Source organism: Eggerthella guodeyinii (assembly GCF_009834925.2).
Classification (GTDB): Bacteria; Actinomycetota; Coriobacteriia; order Coriobacteriales; family Eggerthellaceae; genus Eggerthella; species Eggerthella guodeyinii.
On the sequence record NZ_CP063310.1, the window covers coordinates 576,679 to 596,064 of the forward strand.

The 19,386-nt window shown below is 65.5% G+C and carries 14 protein-coding genes; 8 read left to right on the forward strand and 6 right to left on the reverse strand.

From position 1 onward, the window contains the following. Positions 1–185 precede the first annotated feature (185 nt). Entirely contained in the window at positions 186–1,607 is a 1,422-nt protein-coding gene (locus GS424_RS02345; RefSeq protein WP_160941926.1) for an aminopeptidase, read from the forward strand. 73 nt (positions 1,608–1,680) lie between these two features. Here GS424_RS02345 and GS424_RS02350 read toward each other — a convergent pair whose 3' ends face one another. Genes GS424_RS02350 through GS424_RS02360 form a run of 3 tightly spaced genes read right to left on the reverse strand, consistent with a single transcriptional unit; the run spans position 1,681 to position 4,277 of the window. Further along, entirely contained in the window at positions 1,681–2,349 is a 669-nt protein-coding gene (locus GS424_RS02350) for an ABC transporter permease subunit (RefSeq protein WP_160941925.1), read from the reverse strand. Then, positions 2,339–3,349, reverse strand: a complete 1,011-nt coding sequence (locus GS424_RS02355) for a methionine ABC transporter ATP-binding protein (RefSeq protein ID WP_160941924.1) — start codon at positions 3,347–3,349, stop codon at positions 2,339–2,341. Before GS424_RS02355 ends, GS424_RS02350 begins: the two co-directional genes overlap by 11 nt. Positions 3,350–3,398: 49 nt before the next feature. Continuing rightward, the gene (locus GS424_RS02360; protein ID WP_160941923.1) at positions 3,399–4,277 is read right to left on the reverse strand and encodes a MetQ/NlpA family ABC transporter substrate-binding protein; all 879 of its coding nucleotides are present in this window, start codon (positions 4,275–4,277) and stop codon (positions 3,399–3,401) included. A gap of 490 nt (positions 4,278–4,767) precedes the next feature. On the opposite strand from GS424_RS02360, the gene GS424_RS02365 reads away from it, so the two are divergent. Continuing rightward, positions 4,768–6,174 (forward strand): sodium-dependent transporter, encoded by a 1,407-nt coding sequence (locus GS424_RS02365; protein ID WP_160941922.1) that lies wholly within the window; start codon positions 4,768–4,770, stop codon positions 6,172–6,174. Positions 6,175–6,218: 44 nt separating this feature from the next. On the opposite strand, the gene GS424_RS02370 is transcribed toward GS424_RS02365, so the two are convergent. After that, positions 6,219–8,099: an FAD-binding protein gene (locus tag GS424_RS02370; RefSeq protein ID WP_160941921.1), complete on the reverse strand. Its 1,881-nt coding sequence runs from the start codon at positions 8,097–8,099 to the stop codon at positions 6,219–6,221. Positions 8,100–8,376: 277 nt separating this feature from the next. Between GS424_RS02370 and GS424_RS02375 the strand changes: the two genes are divergently transcribed. Together GS424_RS02375 and GS424_RS02380 are read left to right on the forward strand one after the other, a co-directional pair. Next, a complete protein-coding gene (locus GS424_RS02375; protein ID WP_160941920.1) occupies positions 8,377–9,828 on the forward strand; it encodes a helix-turn-helix transcriptional regulator in 1,452 nt (483 codons plus the stop codon). Positions 9,829–10,020: 192 nt separating this feature from the next. Further along, positions 10,021–11,541, forward strand: coding sequence for an IMP dehydrogenase (locus GS424_RS02380; RefSeq protein ID WP_160941919.1), 1,521 nt, complete (start codon positions 10,021–10,023; stop codon positions 11,539–11,541). A gap of 185 nt (positions 11,542–11,726) precedes the next feature. Here the strand turns inward: GS424_RS02380 and GS424_RS02385 are convergent, their stop codons facing one another. Then, entirely contained in the window at positions 11,727–12,653 is a 927-nt protein-coding gene (locus tag GS424_RS02385; RefSeq protein WP_160941918.1) for a LysR family transcriptional regulator, read from the reverse strand. Between the two features lie 178 nt (positions 12,654–12,831). Between GS424_RS02385 and GS424_RS02390 the strand changes: the two genes are divergently transcribed. Together GS424_RS02390 and GS424_RS02395 are read left to right on the forward strand one after the other, a co-directional pair. Next, on the forward strand, positions 12,832–14,175 hold the full coding sequence (locus tag GS424_RS02390) for a phenylacetate--CoA ligase family protein (RefSeq protein ID WP_160941917.1): 1,344 nt from the start codon (positions 12,832–12,834) through the stop codon (positions 14,173–14,175). A 14-nt stretch (positions 14,176–14,189) separates the two neighbouring features. Further along, complete coding sequence (locus GS424_RS02395) at positions 14,190–14,849, forward strand: LysR family transcriptional regulator substrate-binding protein (protein ID WP_160941916.1); 660 nt, start codon at positions 14,190–14,192, stop codon at positions 14,847–14,849. Positions 14,850–15,056: 207 nt separating this feature from the next. On the opposite strand, the gene GS424_RS02400 is transcribed toward GS424_RS02395, so the two are convergent. Then, positions 15,057–16,739, reverse strand: coding sequence for a lipopolysaccharide biosynthesis protein (locus tag GS424_RS02400; protein WP_160941915.1), 1,683 nt, complete (start codon positions 16,737–16,739; stop codon positions 15,057–15,059). A gap of 350 nt (positions 16,740–17,089) precedes the next feature. On the opposite strand from GS424_RS02400, the gene GS424_RS02405 reads away from it, so the two are divergent. After that, the gene (locus GS424_RS02405) at positions 17,090–18,178 is read left to right on the forward strand and encodes a 2-oxoacid:acceptor oxidoreductase family protein (protein ID WP_160941914.1); all 1,089 of its coding nucleotides are present in this window, start codon (positions 17,090–17,092) and stop codon (positions 18,176–18,178) included. Then, positions 18,175–19,386 (forward strand): transketolase C-terminal domain-containing protein, encoded by a 1,212-nt coding sequence (locus GS424_RS02410; protein ID WP_160941913.1) that lies wholly within the window; start codon positions 18,175–18,177, stop codon positions 19,384–19,386. Before GS424_RS02405 ends, GS424_RS02410 begins: the two co-directional genes overlap by 4 nt.

Sequence of the window (19,386 nt, forward strand, 5' to 3'; positions counted from 1 at the left end):
GCAAGGTGCCTCGAAGCTCGCACGTCGCTGCTTTTTGTGCGCTGAGGCGCGGATTCGAGTGCGGAAATCCTCTCGTGCCCCCTTGCTTACGATTTGCGGGAGATTGCTCTTCCCGGGTTTCGCCAGCGCCAAGCTTGGCGATAATGGTATGGAACAAAATACTTGCGACGAAAGGACGCGTGAACATGGAACGGGACGTGGCTTGGAAGAAATACGACGACGCCGACCTTGAGGCGCTCGAGCATCTGGCGGCCGAATACATCGACTTCATCTCGGACAACAAGACGGAGCGCGAATGCGCGGCGGCGGCTATCGCGCTGGCGGAGGAGCACGGCTACCTCAGCCTCGACGACGCGGTGCGCGAAGGTCGCGCGCTCAAGACCGGCGACAAGGTGTGGGCGCAGGCGCACGGCAAGGCGCTCATCCTCGTGCAGCTGGGCGAGGAGCCGCTTGCGGCGGGCCTCAACATCCTGGGCGCGCACATCGACAGCCCGCGCCTCGACCTCAAGCAGAACCCGCTGTACGAATCGAACGGGTTCGCGCTGCTCGACACACACTATTACGGCGGCATCAAGAACTACCAGTGGGTCACGCTGCCGCTGGCCATGCACGGCGTGATCGCCAAGAAGGACGGCACCGTGGTGGACGTCCAGGTGGGCGACGACCCGGACGATCCCGTGTTCTGCGTCACCGACCTGCTGATCCACCTGGCGGGCAAGCAGATGGCGAAGAAAGCCAACGAGGTGGTGGAGGGCGAGGACCTCGACATCCTCATCGGCAATCGCCCGGCTGTCAGCGCCGCGCAGGATGCGGACGCAACCGCCGCCCCGGCGGACGACGCCGAGAAGGAATCCGTCAAGGCGTTCGCGCTCAAGCTGCTGGCCGAGAAGTACGGCATCGACGAAGAGGACTTCCTGTCGGCCGAGATCGAGATCGTTCCCGCCGGTCGCGCGCGTGACCTCGGGTTCGACCGCAGCATGGTGATCGGCTACGGCCAGGACGACCGCGTGTGCGCCTACACCTCGCTGGTCGCGCAGCTGGCCGTGGAGCAGCCGGCGAAGACCGCCGTGTGCGTGCTCGTGGACAAGGAGGAGATCGGCAGCGTGGGCGCCACCGGCATGGCGTCGCAGTTCTTCGAGAACACCATCGCCGAGATCATGGAGCTGGCGGGCGAGGGCGGCCCGTTGCCGCTGCGCCGCGCGCTGGCGTCCTCCAGCATGCTGTCGTCCGATGTGTCCGCCGGCTTCGACCCCGCTTACGCGAGCGCCTTCGAGGCGAAGAACTCCGCGTTCCTCGGGCGCGGCCTCGTGTTCAACAAGTATACAGGCAGCCGCGGCAAGAGCGGCTCCAACGATGCGAACGCCGAGTACGTCGCGCGCATCCGTCGCGTCATGGACGACGCAGGCGTGTCGTTCCAGACCGCCGAGCTGGGCAAAGTGGACGTGGGCGGCGGCGGGACCATCGCCTACATCCCCGCCAAGTACGGCATGGACGTGATCGACTCGGGCGTGCCGGTGCTGTCGATGCACTCCCCGTGGGAAGTCACCAGCAAAGCCGACATCTACGAGGCGTTCAAGGGCTACGAAGCGTTCCTGAAGAACGCGTAGGAGCCGAAATCGCGAGGGGCGGGACGCGGCGAAGGCGTCCCGCCCCTCGTCGCGAGTGCGCGGTGCAGCGTTCTTACGAGCGCTTCCGTTCGATGCGGTTGGCGTAGCCGTCGCCTGCTGCCTGGATGATCTGGACCAGCACCACCAGCACCACGATGCACGCGATCATGATTCCCACGTTGTAGCGCTGGTAGCCGTACCGGTACGCGAGGTCGCCCAGGCCCCCGCCTCCCACGAGTCCCGCCATGGCCGAGAATCCCAGCAGCGAGATGGCGGTGATGGTGACGTCCTTCACCAGCGGCACGTGCGCTTCCGGCAGCACGATGCAGAACATCGTTTTCAGCTTGCTGGCTCCGCTGGCGAACGCAGCCTCGATCATGCCCCTGTCCACTTCGGCCAGCGATGCCTCGCTCAGCCGCGCGAAGAAGGCCACCGCCGCGACGGCCAGGGGAATCACCACGGCCTCGGTGCCGATTTTCGTGCCCACCACCAATGCCGAGAGCGGCAGCAGGAAGATGAGCAGGATCAGGAACGGAATAGAGCGCACCACGTTCACCGTCACGCCCAGCACCTTGTTGAGCAAGGGGCTGTTTATGAACAGGTGCGTGCTGGAAGCGTAGAGCAGGATGCCCAGCGCGCCGCCCGCCACGATGGCGATGACCAGCGCGATGCTGCACATGAACGCGGTTTCTCCCAGCGTTTTGCCCACTTCGAGAAGAATCTCGCTGATGTTATCCGGCATGCTTCAGCACCTCCAGTTGCTCGACCTGCTCTTTCAGATGCGCAGTCGCTCGGTCGATTTGGTCGTGAGCGCCCTCGGCTCGCACGTACAGAATGCCGAAAGGCTTTTCGTTGATGTACTCGATCTTTCCGTGCAGGATGGAAAGGCGCACGTCGAACAGCTTCCCCGCCTCGAACAGCACGGGTTCGGTGGCGTTTTCCCCTGCATAGGTGAGCTTGATGATGGAGCCGCTTTGCTCGAACACGTCGCTCGGCAGGGCGAAGTTCTGGGAGTGCCGCACCAGACCTCGCAGCATCTCGGACTGCGGGTTGGAGAACACCTCGTAGGTTTCGCCTTCCTCCACCACGCGTCCGCCGTCCATCACCGCGACGCGATCGCAGATGCTTTTCACCACATCCAGCTCGTGAGTGATGACCACGATGGTCACGCCGAGCTGCTCGTTCACGCGTTTCAGCACGTCGAGCACCGATTTCGTGGTTTCAAGATCGAGCGCGCTGGTGGGCTCGTCGCACAGGAGGATGCGGGTGTTGGCGGCCAGGGCGCGCGCGATGGCCACGCGCTGCTTCTGCCCGCCGCTCAACGTTTGGGGGTAGGCGTCGCGCTTCTCGCTCAGCTTCACGAATTCCAGCAGCTCGGTCACGCGTTCCTCGATGCTCCGCTTCTTCCAGCCGGCGTTCTTCAGGGGGAAGGCCACGTTGTCGTAGACGGTTTTGGCGTTCCACAGGTTGAAGTGCTGGAAGATCATGCCGATGCCGCAGCGCGTTTCGCGCAGGCGGGCTCCGGTTTGGCCCACGATGGACGTGCCGTCGATCACGATATCTCCCGCCGTGGGCGCCTGTAGGAGGTTGATGGTGCGCACGAGCGTCGACTTGCCGGCGCCGCTCGACCCGATGATGCCGAACACCTCGCCTTCCCGGATGGTCAGGCTCACGTCGTCGACGGCTGCGGCGGAAACCCCGTCTCGGGAAAACTCAACCTGGAGGTTTTTCAGCTCTATCATGGAACGCCCTTCCTTTGCGACGGTTTTCTCGTGCGAATCTAGTACGAATCTAGTACGAACTCGGTTTGCCGAAGCCGGCGAAGATGTTGTCGGGGTCGTCGATGATGCTTTTGAACGCATCGGACTGCACGATGCCTTTCACGGCCTGGGCGAATTCGGCGTCGGCGTCGGCGCCCTGCACGGCGATGACGTTGTAGTATCCCTCGGACAGCTGCTCGACGTACGCCGCGTCGGCAAGGTCGAGGCCTGCGCCGATGGCGTAGTTGCCGTTGATCACCGCAGCGTCGACGCTGTCCAGCACGGTGGGAAGCACTTCGGCGTTGACCTGCTGGAACGAGAGTTCGCGCGGGTTTTCCGCGATGTCGTTCACCCCTGCTTTCGCGGGATCGACGGCGGCGTCCAGCGTGATGAGGCCGGATTGCTGCAGCACGCGCAACGCTCTCGACAGGTTGGTGTCGTCGTTGGGGATGGCGACGGTGGCGTGCGGGGACAGCTGGTCGAGCGAGCCGGCTTTGCCCAGGAACACGCCCATGGCGGCGGTGGGCACTTCGACGACGGATGTGAGGTCGAGGTTGTGCTGGCTGGAGAAGCTCTCCAGGTAGGTGGCATGCTGGAACAGGTTGAGATCGATCTCGCCGTCGGCCAGGGCGTTGTTCGGCTGCACGTAGTCGGAGAATTCGACGTACTTCACCGTGTAGCCCTGCTCGGTCAGGGAGGGCTCGATGGCCTGCTCGAACATGTCCTGATACGGCCCTGCGCACACGCCGACCCGAATGGTTTTGGCGTCGGCGGCGCCGTCGGCCGACGTGCAGCCGGGCAGGATGAGCAGGGCGGCGGCCAGGCAGGCGACAAGGGCTGCGATGACGCGGCGGGTTCGCGGCGGGCGCGATTCGGAAGGGGCTTCAGGGGATTCGCTGCGGGTGGTCATGGATTCGATCCTTCGTCTCGATGGGTGCGAATACGGTTGGTGGACGGGGTGGCAGGGCATAAAAAAGAAGCCGCGGGGCTTCCTGTTCTCATCTGCCGTGTCGTTCCCGGTGCGCTGAGGGCAGCAGGAAGGCTGGATGCGGGTGAAAGCGGGCGCCGGGATGCGTGAGCTGGGGCGATTGCATTCGCATGAGCACGGGTTCTCCTCTCGTCGGTGGGGTGAAAGCATTATCAACGGATGCCGCGCCGGAGGCAAGGGGTTTGGTCATTCGTAGTTTTGGACAGTAGTTATCTATAAATTAGATAAACCGGTTAGCGATAATTCAGTTTACGTAGGCGGGGGCGCAGAACGGGAGGCGCTTCGAGCTGACGATGCGCCGTACGCTGCCGAACTGTCAATTGGCCGTATCGTCGTTTTCCGCTACACTGCTCGCATTGCATATGCGCGCCCGGGACGCTCGATCCGGGCGCTTTTCGATAAGCGAGGATTCATGGCTCGAGAAAAATTCGGCTCGCGCTTGGGGTTCATCCTGATCAGCGCAGGGTGCGCCATCGGGTTGGGCAACGTGTGGCGCTTTCCCTACATCGTGGGGCAGTACGGCGGCGCGGCCTTCGTGCTGCTCATCATGTTCTTCCTGCTGGTGTTCGCGCTGCCCATCCTCATCATGGAGTTCTCGGTGGGGCGCGCCAGCCAGAAGGGCATCGCGCGCAGCTACGACACGCTCGAACCGGCCGGGTCGAAGTGGCACCGCTTCAAATGGATCGCGCTGGGCGGGAACTACCTGCTCATGATGTTCTACACCGTGGTGACGGGATGGATGCTGGCGTTCATGGTGCGCAGCGCCATGGGCACGTTCGAGGGGCTTGACGCGTCCGGCGTCTCGGCGGTGTACGACGCGCTGCTGGCGAACCCCGTCGAGTCGGCCGCGTACATGGTCCTCACGGTGGGCATCGGCGTGGCGGTGACGCGCGCGGGCCTGCAAAAGGGCATCGAGCGCGTGACGAAGGTGATGATGGGCGCGCTGTTCGCCGTGCTCGCCATCCTGTGCGTGCGCGCGGTCACGCTGCCGGGCGCGGGGGAGGGCCTCGCGTTCTACCTCATGCCCGACTTCGGGAAGCTGTTCGCGGGGGCCACGCCGCCCGAGCAGTGGGGCACGTTCTTCGAGGCCGTGTTCGCGGCGATGGGCCAGGCGTTCTTCATGGTGTCGGTGGGCGTGGGGTCCATGTCCATCTTCGGCAGCTACATCGGCAAGGATCGGCGGCTCACGGGCGAGGCGCTCAGCATCGCGGGGCTCGACACGCTCGTGGCCATCATGGCGGGCCTCGTCATCTTCCCGGCGTGCTTCGCGTTCGGCGTGGAGCCGGGCGCGGGCCCGGGGCTCGTGTTCGTCACGCTGCCCTCGGTGTTCTCGCACATGCCGTTCGGCCAGCTGTGGGGCGCGCTGTTCTTCCTGTTCATGAGCTTCGCGGCGCTGTCCACGGTCATCGCGGTGTTCGAGAACATCGTGGGCTTCAGCATGGACGAGTGGAACCTGCCGCGCACGAAGGCGTGCCTGGTGAACGGCGCGGCGCTGGCGCTGCTGTCGCTGCCGTGCGTGCTGGGCTTCAACCTGTGGGCCGGCGTGGAGGTGCCGGGCATCGGGAACATCCTCGACATCGAGGACTTCCTCATCTCGAACACGGTGCTGCCCATCGGCAGCCTCGTGCTGCTGCTGTTCTGCACGTCGAAGCGCGGCTGGGGTTGGGACGCGTTCATCCGCGAGGCCGACACCGGCAAGGGCATCGGCTTTCCGCATTGGACGCGCCTGTACGTGCGCTTCGTGCTGCCGGGCCTGATCACGGTGGTGTTCGTGGCGGGCTACGTGCCCATCGTGCGAACCTGGCTGGGGATGGGATAGGCCCACAGCGCCGGAGGGAAGGCGCTGTGGGCCTCGAATGCGGCTTAGATCTCGCTCTTCACGGTTTCGGCCATGAGGTAGCCGTAGTTCATGGCGGCGTCGAAGCCCATCGCGTAGGGCCGGCCGTCCTTCTCCTCGATGGATCCGCACACGTCGCCCGCCGCGTACAGGCCGGCGACGGCCTCGCCCGCCTCGTTCAGCACGCGTCCCTCGGTGTCGATGGCCAATCCGCCCGTGGTCAGGTAGAACGTGGGGATGCAAGACACCACCCAAACGCCGTCGTGCGTGTCGAGGTAGGGCAGCTTCTTGCGCCCGAACTCGTCCTCCTCGCCGGCGAGCGCGTGGGCGTTGTGCGTCTCGAGCGTGGCGACGAGGTCGGTTAGCCCCAGCTCCTCGGCGGCCGCTTCCACGGAATCGTAGTGCACCATGTCGCCGCGGTGCTCAAGGCACTTGTAGGTGTCCATGGCGTACAGCTCGTTCTTGTTCGTGGTGATGCGGCCCGCCTCGTCGGTGATGTAGTAGAACGCGCCGCCGTTGGCTTCGTCGAGCAGCGCGCGTCCGAGCACGCCGTGGTTGTCCGACATGATGTTGCCGAACTGCTTGCCCGACGCGTTCACGAGGATGCCGGGCGTGGTCTGGTACAGGAAGGCGATCTCGAAGTTCGAGCCGGCCTGGTTCGTGGTGGACAGGAACGCGCCCAGGTCGCGGCCCATGCATTCGATGGCGCCGCCCGCTTTCTGACCCAGCTCGATGCCGTCGCCGGTGGAGCCGGGGGCGCAGTTGAACTTGAAGTCGGCGTACTGGGGGTAGTGCTCCTTGATCATGTCCTTGTTCGCCGCGAACCCTCCCGACGTGAGGCACACGGCCTTCGCCGTGACGGTCCAGGTGGAGCCGTCACGCCCTTCGGCTTTGAGCCCGGTCACGCGACCGTCGGCATCCTGCACGAGCTCGGTCACCTTCGTCGCGTACACGATCTGCCCGCCGAGCGCGCCGATGCGGTCGACCAGGAAGTCCTTCGCGTATCCGCAGCCGCCCATGTAGCAACCGGGGGCCAGGTACGGCGTGACGCCGTACGCCTTGTTCACGCCCAGGCTGTAGAAGCCCACGCCGATGCCGTGCATCCAGTCCACGAGCTGCCCCGAGTTCGAGTACATGGCCGTCTGGTACGGCATGGCGCCATCGAAGCGGTCGTTCTCGGGGACGAGGTACTTCTGCATGACGCCCAGCATGCCCTCCTTGTTGTACATGGGGTTGTCGTCGGCGCGGCCGAGCGCGTAGTTCGTCTGCAGCTGCGATTCGGCGGCGGCGACGCCCGAGTACGTCATGGGCATGGAGCCGCCGGCGAGGTCCTGCTTCTCGAAGAGCACCACCGTCTTGCCGGCTTCCAGCAGGCGCGTCGCCGCAATGAGCCCCGCGGTGCCCGCGCCCATGAACGCCACATCCACGTCGGCGGTCTGCGCGGTGCCGCCGCTGGGGGCCGTGGCTCCCAAGCGGAAGTCCTTGGGGTTGCCGCCGGCGTTCGTGATGGCGTCGGCCACGGCGCTTTGCACGGCCATCGAGGTGGTGGTGGCGCCGGTGACCGTGTCGACGTCGAGGTTCTTGGCCTCGAGGATCTTCGCGGCCATCATCGGCGCGGCGGTCGATCCGATGCCGATGGTGTCGTCGCAGCGCAGCACGCTGATGCCCGCGATGTCGCCGCCGGCGACGGTCACCTGCACCAGCAGGTTGTCGTCGTGGCCCATGGCCGTGCCGATCCACTTGCCGTCGGTGAAGCTTTCGGGCACGCTCTTCTTCTCCGGCTCGGCATCCTTCGCCTGGCCGTCGCTCGTCTGCTGCGGAGCGGCGCACCCCGCCAAGCCGCCCAGCGCGGCAACGCCGCCGAATGCGAGCGATCCCTTGAGAAAGTCCCTGCGATTGAGTTCCATGATGAAGCTCCCTCCTCGATCGGTCGACGGGGCGTCGGCATCGCCGCGCCTCGTCGAAATGAACGAAGTGAGTATCGCCAGAAGGGGTGGTCGGAGTCGACCCCGATAATCGGTACACGTGTCGAAATCGACGGTTTCCGTCTCGCCCATTTTCGGTTATTTTTTGCGTATAGCCTGGTCAATGACATTTGCTTGCGGGGAACTGCGGACGGTTTTCCAGCCGGTGCCCGCGTTGTCCCACGCAAGACAAGGTACAATGCAACCGGGAGGAAATTGCGTGTCGAACAAGTTTGCAGGCATAGCCCTCGGGGCGCTCGGCTTCGGTCTGTGCAAGACCGCGATTTCCGTTGCCTACATCACGGCGATGGGGTCGGTGTCCTCCACCGTCGGGTTCGTGTCCGAGCTCGACTTCATGTTCGCGATGAACGCCGCTTCGTTTACGACGGCGCTCGTCATCATCGCGCTCGTGCGCGCGGGGCGGCTTCGCCCGGGCGCGCTGTCCCAGGTTCCGGCGGTGATCGCGCTGCTCGTCGGGTTCTTCTTGAGCGCCACCGGCGTGATGACGGGGCTGCCGTTCGCGGTGGCGGCCGTGTTCTACGGCGTGCTGTGCGGCTTCGCGCTCACGGTGCTCAACGCCGCGTGGCTCGAGGTGTTCGTGGCGGAGCCCGAGGCCGCGTACGGCGTGTACCAGATCGTGGGCGGGCTCGTCGTGCAATGCGTGCTGGTGTCGGTGCTGCCCCTGCTGGGATCGCTTGCGGCAAGCGTGCTGTCCATCGTGGCGGTGGCCGCTTCGGCGTGCCTGCTCGTGCGGTGCAAGCGGACGCTCGCGTTTGCCGAGCACGCCGCGCTCCTTCCCGCCAGCCGCGGCGACCGCCTCACGCTGCTGCAAGCGTGCCTGTGCCTGTTCGTGCTGGTGGGCGTCGTGGGCATCCTGCATACCACCGTGCTGGGCTCGCAGTCCGAGAGCATCGTGGGCGATGTGAACATGTGGATGCCGCTGGTGGCGGCGACGGCGATCACCGCGCTGGTGGCGGGGCTGACCATGCGCCATCCCGATCCCACCGCCGTCTACAAAGGCTGCCTTCCCGCGATGCTGGCGATCCTCTCGCTGCTGCCGTTCTTCGGCGAGGCGCTCGGCGGGTTGGCAGGCCTCGTCATGATCACGTGCTACGACGTGTGCGGCATGGTGTTCCTGCTGTTCATCGTCGATCGGGCGCGCACGCTGCGCATGTCGAGCTACGTGTTGTCCAGCGTGTACCTGGGCGGCTCGGGCCTGTTCTTGGTGATCGGCCTGTCCATCGGCAGCGCTCTGGGCGCGCTCAGCGCCGACTACGGGCTGTCGCTGCTGACGCTGCTCGCGTTCGCGGCCATCTACCCGCTGGCCATCGTGCTGGTGGTTGCGCTGCGCCGCGCGCACCCGCAGGACGCGTCTCCCGCTGCGGCGGGGGAGAGCGGGGAAGGCGCGCCGAGCGCGGATGCCGTTCTCACCGTCGACGACGCGCTGGGCGCGGGCGTCGACGCGGTGGCGGCGCGGTTCGAGCTGACGCCGCGCGAGCGCGAGATACTGGGCTACCTGGCGCGCGGCCGTTCGGCCAAGTTCATTGCCGAGACGCTGGTCATTTCCGAGAACACCGCGTGGGCGCACATCAAGCGCGTCTACGCGAAAACCGGCGTCCACTCCAAACAAGAGCTCATGAGCGTCGTCGAGCAGCAAGGAAGAAGCCGCTAGAAACGAAAAGCGCCCTATGGCCGTGCGCCGTGCACCCCGCATGTTTTTCTCCATATTCCCTGGGAATGCTCGCGTGGGCGGGGCTCCCGTGGCTATAATAGCGGGTAACACCTGAGTAACGGTGGACTTGACGACGCGATCGCGCGCCGCCGGGACGCCGGATCACCGCACCGATCGCAGATGGAGGAGTTCATGGCATACTATTTCGACGAGCCGTCCCGTACTTTTAACGAGTATTTGCTTGTCCCCGGCTATTCGTCGGCCCAGTGCATTCCCGCCGACGTCAGCTTGAAGACGCCGCTCGTGAAGTTCAAGCGTGGCGAAGAAGCCCCTATCTCGTTGAATATCCCCATGGTGTCCGCCATCATGCAGGCCGTGTCCGACGACGGCATGGCCATCGCGCTGGCCACCGAAGGCGGCCTGTCGTTCGTCTACGGCTCGCAGACCATCGAGAACCAGGCGGCCATGGTCGCCCGCGTCAAGGACTACAAGGCCGGCTTCGTGACGAGCGACGCGAACCTGTCGCCCGAGATGACGCTCGCCGACGTGGTGGCTCTCAAGGAAGAGCACGGCCACTCCACGATGCCCGTCACCGCCGACGGCACCGCTCACGGCAAGCTGGTGGGCGTGGTCACCGATCGCGACTACCGCCTGTCCCGCATGTCCATGGACGCGAAGGTGGCCGACTTCATGACCCCGCGCGAGAAGATGATCGTGGCCCCGGCCGACACCAGCCTCAAGGTTGCCAACGACATCATCTGGGACAACAAGCTGAACTCGCTGCCCGTGGTGGACGACGACGATTGCCTCATGTACCTGGTGTTCCGCAAGGACTACGACTCGCACAAGTCGAACCCCAACGAGATGCTGGACTCCCACAAGCGCTACATGGTGGGCGCGGGCATCAACACGCGCGACTACGCCGAGCGCGTGCCGGCGCTCGTGGAGGCCGGTGCCGACGTGCTGTGCATCGACAGCTCCGAGGGCTATTCCGACTGGCAGAAGTTCACCATCGAGTGGATTCGCGAGCACTACGGCGACGACGTGAAGGTGGGCGCGGGCAACGTGGTGGACGCCGAGGGCTTCCGCTTCCTGGCCGATGCGGGCGCCGACTTCATCAAGATCGGCATCGGCGGCGGCTCCATCTGCATCACGCGCGAGCAGAAGGGCATCGGCCGCGGCCAGGCCACGGCCACCATCGAGGTGGCGAAGGCCCGCGACGAGTACTTCGAGGAGACGGGCGTCTACATCCCCATCTGCTCTGACGGCGGCATCGTGTACGACCATCACCTGACCTTGGCCCTGGCCATGGGCGCCGACTTCGTCATGCTGGGCCGCTACTTCGCCCGCTTCGACGAGAGCCCCACGAACAAGGTGAACATCAACGGCTCCTACATGAAGGAGTACTGGGGCGAAGGCTCCGCGCGTGCCCGCAACTGGCAGCGCTACGACCTGGGCGGCGACAAGAAGGGCATGTCGTTCGAGGAGGGCGTGGACAGCTACGTGCCCTACGCCGGCACGCTCAAGGACAACGTCGACCTCACGCTGTCGAAGGTGAAGTCCACGATGTGCAACTGCGGCGCGCTCACCATCCCCGAGCTGCAGGACAAGGCGAAGCTCACCGTGGTGTCGTCGACGTCCATCGTCGAGGGCGGTGCCCACGACGTGGTGCTCAAGGACAAAACCCCCTACGTGAGCAGCACCATCCACTAAGCCGCTCGCACTCAGCGCGCCAACGCACCTCGAAGCGCCGTCCGCACCCGCGGGCGGCGCTTTGTCGGAAGAGCGCATAGCGCGTGCTACATGAACAACACAAACAAATGTTTCACGTGAAACATTTGCATGGGATGCCTTCGGGCTTGCTACGGCCGCGCTGGCCGCAGGCGCGCCCCTCGCCGTCAGGACGGCAGCGCGGAGACGCTCGGGTTCGCTTCGATGATGGCGTGCAGCTCGTCGATGTAGCGCAGCAGCAGGTCGCTCGGGCGGCGCTCGTTGTGCATGATGTAGCCCACCTGCATGGCCTCGTCCACGTCGAGCGGAATGCTGGCGATGCCCGAGTGCATCTCGGCCGACAGCACGCCGGTCGACAAGGTGTAGCCGTTGTAGCTGGTCAGCAGGTTGGTGAGCGTGCCGCGGTCCGAGATGCGGATGTTGCGCTTGTGCGGCAGGTGGCTGAGCGGCTCTTCGGAGTAGTAGAACGAGTTGGTGGTGCCCTGCTCGAACGAGTAGCGCGGGTAGTCGGCCAGGTCGTCGGGCCGCAGCAGCGCGGCGCCCGCCAGCGGGTGGTGCTCGCCCACGAACACGTGTACGCGCGCGTCGAACAGGGGAGCGTAGGCCACGTCGGCGTCGTCGAACGCCTTCTGCAGCACGCGCCGGTTGAAGTCGTCGGTGTACAGGATGCCCACCTCGCTGCGGAACGTGCGCACGTCGTCGATGATCTCGGCCGTGGTGCTTTCGCGCAGGATGAACTCGTACTCCTCGCCGACGCATTCCTCCACCACGTTCACGAACGCCTGCACGCTGAACGCGTAATGCTGCGTGGACACGGCCAGCCGCAGGTGGGTGGAGCCCTTGTCGGCGTAACGCATCTCCAGCATGTCGGCCTGCTCGATCACCTGGCGCGCGTAGCCCAGCAGCTCGGTGCCGTCGTTCGTCAGCGTCACGCCGCGGTTGCTGCGCGTGAACACGGTGATGCCCAGTTCCTGCTCCAGCTCCTTGATGGCGGTGGACAGGTTCGACTGCGACGCGTACAGGTTCTGCGCCGCCGCGTTGATGGATCCGTACTCCGCGATGGCGATGAGGTAGCGCAGCTGCTGAAGGGTCATGGGAGGTGCCTTCCGTGCCGGGATGGTTCGTTCGACGTTCTTTCCGTCATTTTACCCAGCTATCTATCCGATAGATAGCAAACCATCAAAACATCGAATGACCCGGGAGGTTGTGTTTCGGCCGCGTTCGTGGTTTCATGCAATACGCTGCATATACGCAAACGAACAAGGAGCAACCATGGCGAAGGACATCCCCTACGATCAGAAGTACTATGATCCGGAGATCGAATGCATGCCGCGGCCGGAGCTTGAGACGCTGCAACTGCAACGCCTGAAGGACATGGTGGCCTACGCATACGACAACACCGTCTACTACCAGCGCGCGTTCGACGAGGCCGGCGTGAAGCCGGACGACATCCAGACGCTCGAGGATATCGCGAAGCTGCCCTTCTGCGACAAGAAGACCGAGCGCGAGACGCAGCACGTGGGAAGCTTCTTCGGCGAGATGTGCTCCGTGCCCGAAGAGGAGGTCGTCTTCATGGCCACCTCGTCCGGCTCGACGGGCGTCCCCACGGTCAGCCCCTTCACGCAGGAGGACTTCGACCTGTGGCAGGACACCGAGGCGCGCCTGTTCTGGCAGGCGGGCATGCGTCCGAACGACCGGTACGTGCACGGCCTGAACTTCGCCCTGTACGTGGGCGGCCCCGACGTCATCGGCGCGCAGCGCCTGGGCGCGCTGGCCATCTGGGTGGGCGCCGTGCCGTCCGACCGCCTGCTGTTCGTGCTCAAGCAGTACCAGCCCACGGTCATCTGGACGTCGCCGTCCTACGCGTGGCATCTCGGCGAGATCGCGAAGGAGAAGGGCTTCGATCCCAAGACCGATTTCAACATCCACACCATCATCGTGGCCGGAGAAGCGGGCGGCTCCATCACGTCCACGCGCGAGGCCATCGAGAACCTGTGGGGCGCGAAAGTCGTCGACTTCTACGGCCTGTCCGACATCTACGGCGCGTGCGCGGCGGCCTGCGAGGCGCACGACGGCCTGCACATCGTGGAGGACCAGATCCTCGTGGAGACGGTCGATCCCACCACGGGCGAGGTGCTGGCGCCGGGCGAGACGGGCGAGCTCGTGTACACGACGCTGTGCAAGAAGGCCCGCCCGATGATCCGCTTCCGCACGGGCGACATCGGCTACGTGAGCGCCGACACCTGCGAATGCGGCCGCACGCTGGCCCGCATCCACGTGACCGGCCGCAAGGACGAGATGTTCATCGTGGGCGCCGTCAACGTGTTCCCCAGCGACATCGAGTACGTGGTGCGCGGCCTGGACGGCCTGACGGGCGAGTACTCCATCCGCGTGTACGAGAAGAACTTCACCTGCAAGTACGAGGTGTCCGTCGAGCGCTCGCTCGGCAGCGACGAACCCTACGACGAGGTGGCAAGCCGCACCGAGGCCGCGCTCAAGGCGCACACGGGCGTGCGCCCCGCCAAGGTCATCGTGTATGATGCAGGTAAGCTGGGTACGTCGTCCGAACACAAGGCCTCCAGGTTTATTGACGAGCGCGGCTGCGTTACGCGCTAGGGAAGGGATCACCTATGACCACTGAAACCACCTTCGCCGTTTCCGGCCAGCATTATCTGTTCAACGTGCAGACGTTCGCGCACACCGTGCTGGCGCTCGGCGGCGATTCTTACCGCTACGCGCTGCGCGACCGCACCACGCAGGGCGTCATCGACGACGTCGTCGACGGGAAGAGCGAGCTGGGCGTGCTGTTCGAGACGTCGGCCACGGCCGACGAGGTGAACGCGGCGCTCGACGCGGCGGGCCTCGAGTTCGTCGAGCTCATCCAGTCGGCCCCGCGCGTGGCGCTGCCGAAGAGCCACCCGATGGTGAACGCCAGCGTCCTGACGTTGGAGGACATGGAGGACTTCCCGTACCTCTACTTCGAGCAGGACGAGGACTCGCCGGTCGCCTTCGCCGAGGAGGCGCTGGCCAGCGTGCCGCGCGCCAAGAGCATCGCGTGCACCGACCGCGCGTCGCTGTCCGAGCTCATCGTGGCGCTCAACGGCTACACGGTGACCAGCGGTATCCTCGTGGGCATCTCCGACGGCGCGGGCCTCAACACCGTGCCGCTCGACACCGACGTGAAGCTGCACCTCGGCTACGTGGTGCGCAAGGGCCAGCAGCTCAGCGACATCGGTCAGCGCTTCGTCGACACCCTCAAGAAGAACCTCGAGAAGTACGCACGGTTCTAGGAAGCATCCCCTCGCAACGTGAAGCGCCCCTCCAAGGAGGGGCGCTTTTTTGCGCCACCGGGGAGGGGCGCCGGTGCGCGACGCCGTACAACACGTACGAATGTTTCACGTGAAACATTCGTAAACGGCATCTTTGTTCATCGTGGGGTTGATCAAGCGCTGCGCGAAGGCGACCGGCGAGTCCTCGTCCTGCTCGAAGCCGACAGGCTACTGAGGTAGCGGATCGTCGTCCTCGTCGAGGGGGTGGGGTCGGCCGGCCAGGTCGAGGGCGTCGTCGCTGACGGGCGGCGTGCCGTGAGCGCCCCACTTCGCGCGCACCTGCTCGCGACGGGCGCGCTCGGCACGCGCCTCGCTGGGACGCATCGGCCGGGGCATCTCGGCCGTGGTGGCCTCCTCGTGCGACAGCGCCATGCGGATGCGCATGTACTCCCAGATCAGCAGCACGAACAGGATGCACATCACGATGAGGTAGCCGATCACGGCGCCGGGCAGCCCGGTGAAGTTCACCAGCAGGATGGGCACGAACAGCGCGAACCCGAACGTGATCACGTACAGCTTCGTCACGGCGCGCTGCTGGCGCAGCACGGTGATCACCTGGTACAGGAAGTCGATCGCCGCCGTCACGCCGCCCGCGGCCAGCATGATGTAGCACAGCCCGCGGAACTGCTCGAAGTCCACGCCGTACAGGAAGCTCATCACGGGGATGCCGATCCACGCCATGGCGAGCGCCGTGACGCCGGTGACCGCGACGATGACCGCCATGATCACGACGATGATCAGGTCGAACCGCTTGCGCTTCGCAGGGTCGGCCCACACGTTCGCCATCTTCACGAGCAGCGGCTTGTAGATGAACCCGACGGTCAGCAGGATGCCCTGCGCGGGGAAGTACAGCGCGTTGAAGTACAGCTGGTTGTCGTAGCTCAGCACGCCTTCCATCACGAACTTCGGCATGTTATCGATGAACGCGTACAGGAACAGCGCGATGAACAGGGGGAAGCACTGCTTGAATAGCTCGACGATGCTGCCGAGGTTCCAACGCTTCGACCTCGGCGTCTCGAACATCGCCAGCGGGAACGTGAACACGACGAAGGTGGCGAACGCCGCGATGGCCATGACCACGCACGACACGGCCAGGTTGCGGGTGATCAGCAGGCACAGCGAGAACGCCACGAGCACCACGACGGAGCGGAACGCCTGCGACACGCCCGACAGGTACAGCTTGTCCACTTGCTGCAGCCGCCCCTCGTACACGTCGGCCAGGCCGTCCACCATCTTGTAGAGGTACACGCCCAGGCTGATGGTAAACATCTGGCTCTCGTAGCCGCGCACCATGCAGTACACCACGCCGACGAGCACCATGAACGCGCAGGTGATCCACCGGTTGATCTGGTAATCCGAGAACGAATGCTCCTCGGTCACGTCGGATATCTGGTAGGTGCGCACGCCGTAGTTGGCGAGGATCATGAGCAGCGTGCCGGTGACGAACGCGAGCGAGAACATGCCCGCCTGCTCCACGCCCACGAGCTGCGTGACCACGACGGTGAGGATGGGGAACACCATGCCCCACGCGCCCACGCCCACCGTGTTCCACACGTAGTCGCGGGTGGTGCGGTGCGCGGCGTACTCCTCCTCCTGGTCGGCCAGCGAGCGCTCGGATACCGCGCCCAGCAGCCGGTTGCACCAGCGGTTGACGCGCCGCGTGATGAAGTTGGGCTTGCGGGGCTTGCTTCCGGCCGCCTCGCGACGCTCGCGCGAGGATGCGCCGAGGAACGGCGTCGTGTCGGACGGCGCGGGCGCGCCGTCGGCGAGGTCGTCGGAGCGCTCGAGGTCGTCCTCCTGCCGAGCGTGCGAACCCTTGGCCTGTTCCTTTTTGAACGTGAAGCGCGCCATGCTGTGCTTCTCAGTCCCTTCTCGAACCGCGTCGTGTTTTGAAAAGTATAGTTCATCGCGAACCGGATGTGCGATATCCACAGGCATCAAATAGAAGTGCAGCTGTCGCCGCGCGCCCGGAGGCGGGCGGGAGAAAGCGCGCGGGAAATCCCGCCAGCGCGAAATCGCCGATTCCGTGCTGCTGCCCGCCGTAGAGGAGGGGATGGTGGTGCGTGCGGCTCAAGCAAGATTGAGCTCGTTGTGCAGTTTGGCCGTCAACGTGCGCGCTTTGGCCGGAGCGCGCCGTGCCGCCCCGCGCGCGAGCGCTATACTTGCATGACCAACGTGCGAAGATGCGAAGGGGAGAGTTCATGATTGAGATCCTGTGGCACGGCCGAGGCGGCCAGGGTGCCTTTACGGCGGCGCGGCTGCTGGGCGCGGCGGCGTCGCTGGACGCGGGCGCGCATGCGCTGGCGTTTCCCTCGTTCGGCCCCGAGCGGCGTGGCGCGCCGATGCGGGCGTTCACGAAGCTGTCCGACGAGCCTATCGGCGATCGCAGCGCGGTGTCCCGGGCCGACTACGTCATCTACCTTGACGACACGCTGCTGGGTGCGGGCTGGGAAAACGAGCTGAAGCCAGGGGGCGTCGTGCTGGTGAACAGCACGCGCGCGTTCGACGACGCGCGCATCGTGGCGCTCGACGCCGACGGCATCTCGGCGGCCATCCTGGGTCGGGCGATTCCGAACACGGTGTTCCTCGGCGCGCTGTCGGCGTTGTGCGACCGCGTGAGCGTCGAGAACGTGCAGGAGGCCATCCGCCAGTACATGCCGGCGAAGCTGCACGCGAAGAACATCGCGATCGTGGAGGCGGCTCGGGAGGCGCTGAGGATGGCCCGCACGTCCTCGTCCAGCGCACCAATCCCGTGCACGACGGGTAAGGCTGCCGGAGCCAGCGAAGCCGCCGCGCCGCGCAAAGAGGCGGGCTGTGAGTCGAGCCCCCTTCGCAACGAGGATACTCACATCCCCACCCTCCGCTCCGCCGCTCTCGACCCCTCCGAGTTCGCGCATTCCACGTGCTTCGAGGCGGGCTACCTCACGGTGAAGAACGCCGGGTGGCGCAACCTGCGCCCCGTGATCGACGCCGCGTCGTGCACAGGGTGCCTCCAGTGCTACCTGTATTGTCCCGACGGCACCGTGTACAAGGTGGCCGACGCTGCGGCTTCCCGTGGCACCCGATCTGCGGCCGCTGACGAAGGCTCGCGTGCGCAAGCACGCCACGCCTCCGCCATCGACCCCAGCTCGGGCACCACGAAAACCCTCGCTGACGTCGCAGGACCTGCGACAACGTGTGCGCCGGTGGCCATCGACCTCGACTTCTGCAAGGGGTGCGGCATCTGCGCGAAGGCGTGCGCGTTCGGTTCCATCACGATGATCCTTGAAAGCGAGGCGGATGCCCGATGAAACGGTTCCTTTCCGGCGACGAAGCGTTCGCCGAGGGCGTGCGCCTGGCGCGTCCGCAGGTGATTTCCGCGTATCCCATCACGCCGCAGACGGTGGTGGTGGAGCGCCTGAGCGAGATGGTGGAGGACGGCTCGCTGGCCGCCGAGTACGTGCATGTGGAAAGCGAGCACTCGGCGCTGTCGTGCGCCATCGGCGCGTCGGCCACGGGCGCGCGCACGTTCACGGCCACGTCGAGCCAGGGCCTGCTGTACATGGCCGAGTGCCTGACCTACGCGTCGGGCGGCCGGTTCCCCATCGTCATGATGAACGCGAACCGCGCCACGGCGCTGCCTTGGAACATCTACGGCGACCAGCGCGACTCGCTGGCGCTGCTCGACCACGGCTGGATTCAGGTGTACGCCGAGGACAACCAGGAGGCGCTCGATCTGGCGCTCATGGCCTACGCCGTGGCCGAGGACCCCGCCGTGGCCACGCCCGTGATGGTGAACCTCGACGGTTTCGCGCTCACGCACACCTACGAGACGGTGGACGTGCCCGAGCCCGAGGAGGCCGACGCGTTCCTGCCTCCCTACGAGCCTGCGGGCAACCGGTTCGACTTCGAGAACCCGGTGAACATCGGCTTCTCGGCCGGTCCTGAGTACAACCGCTACTTCAAGTACTGGGAGCACCGCGACATGCTCGATGCGCCCGCTGTGGTGGGCGAGGTGGAGAAGCGGTTCGCCGAGGTGTTCGGACGCGAGTATCCCGGCATGATCGAAACGCTGAACTGCGACGATGCCGATGTGATCCTCGTCACGCTGGGGTCGGCGGCCGGGCTCGTGCGCTCGGTGGTGCAGCAGCTGCGCGCCCAGGGCGTGCGTGCGGGCATGCTGCGCATCCGCTACCTGCGCCCCATGCCGAGCGCGCTCATCGCCGAGGCGCTGCGCGGTGCGAAGGCCGTGGGCGTGCTGGAGAAGGACGTGTCGTTCGGCGCCGAGGGCACCGTGTTCACGAACGTGAATTCCGCGCTGCAGCAGGCGGCCGTGGGCGTGCCCACCTACAACTTCGTGGGCGGTCTGGGCGGCGACGACATATCCGAGACGCAGGTGGCGGGCATGTACCGCATGCTTGAGCAGGTGGCCGAGGGCGTCGATCACCCGAGGGTCTCGTTCCTCGGCATCGACTCGCCCGCCGACGCGCTGGGCGCTGTCGAGAAGGAGGCGGAGTAA

Bases quoted from the DNA above. Each gene is read 5' to 3' on its own strand.
- GS424_RS02345 (WP_160941926.1), top strand. From the start codon at position 186: ATGGAACGGGACGTGGCTTGGAAGAAATACGACGACGCCGACCTTGAG.
- GS424_RS02350 (WP_160941925.1), bottom strand. From the start codon at position 2,349: ATGCCGGATAACATCAGCGAGATTCTTCTCGAAGTGGGCAAAACGCTG.
- GS424_RS02355 (WP_160941924.1), bottom strand. From the start codon at position 3,349: ATGATAGAGCTGAAAAACCTCCAGGTTGAGTTTTCCCGAGACGGGGTT.
- GS424_RS02360 (WP_160941923.1), bottom strand. From the start codon at position 4,277: ATGACCACCCGCAGCGAATCCCCTGAAGCCCCTTCCGAATCGCGCCCG.
- GS424_RS02365 (WP_160941922.1), top strand. From the start codon at position 4,768: ATGGCTCGAGAAAAATTCGGCTCGCGCTTGGGGTTCATCCTGATCAGC.
- GS424_RS02370 (WP_160941921.1), bottom strand. From the start codon at position 8,099: ATGGAACTCAATCGCAGGGACTTTCTCAAGGGATCGCTCGCATTCGGC.
- GS424_RS02380 (WP_160941919.1), top strand. From the start codon at position 10,021: ATGGCATACTATTTCGACGAGCCGTCCCGTACTTTTAACGAGTATTTG.
- GS424_RS02385 (WP_160941918.1), bottom strand. From the start codon at position 12,653: ATGACCCTTCAGCAGCTGCGCTACCTCATCGCCATCGCGGAGTACGGA.
- GS424_RS02390 (WP_160941917.1), top strand. From the start codon at position 12,832: ATGGCGAAGGACATCCCCTACGATCAGAAGTACTATGATCCGGAGATC.
- GS424_RS02395 (WP_160941916.1), top strand. From the start codon at position 14,190: ATGACCACTGAAACCACCTTCGCCGTTTCCGGCCAGCATTATCTGTTC.
- GS424_RS02400 (WP_160941915.1), bottom strand. From the start codon at position 16,739: ATGGCGCGCTTCACGTTCAAAAAGGAACAGGCCAAGGGTTCGCACGCT.
- GS424_RS02405 (WP_160941914.1), top strand. From the start codon at position 17,090: ATGATTGAGATCCTGTGGCACGGCCGAGGCGGCCAGGGTGCCTTTACG.
- GS424_RS02410 (WP_160941913.1), top strand. From the start codon at position 18,175: ATGAAACGGTTCCTTTCCGGCGACGAAGCGTTCGCCGAGGGCGTGCGC.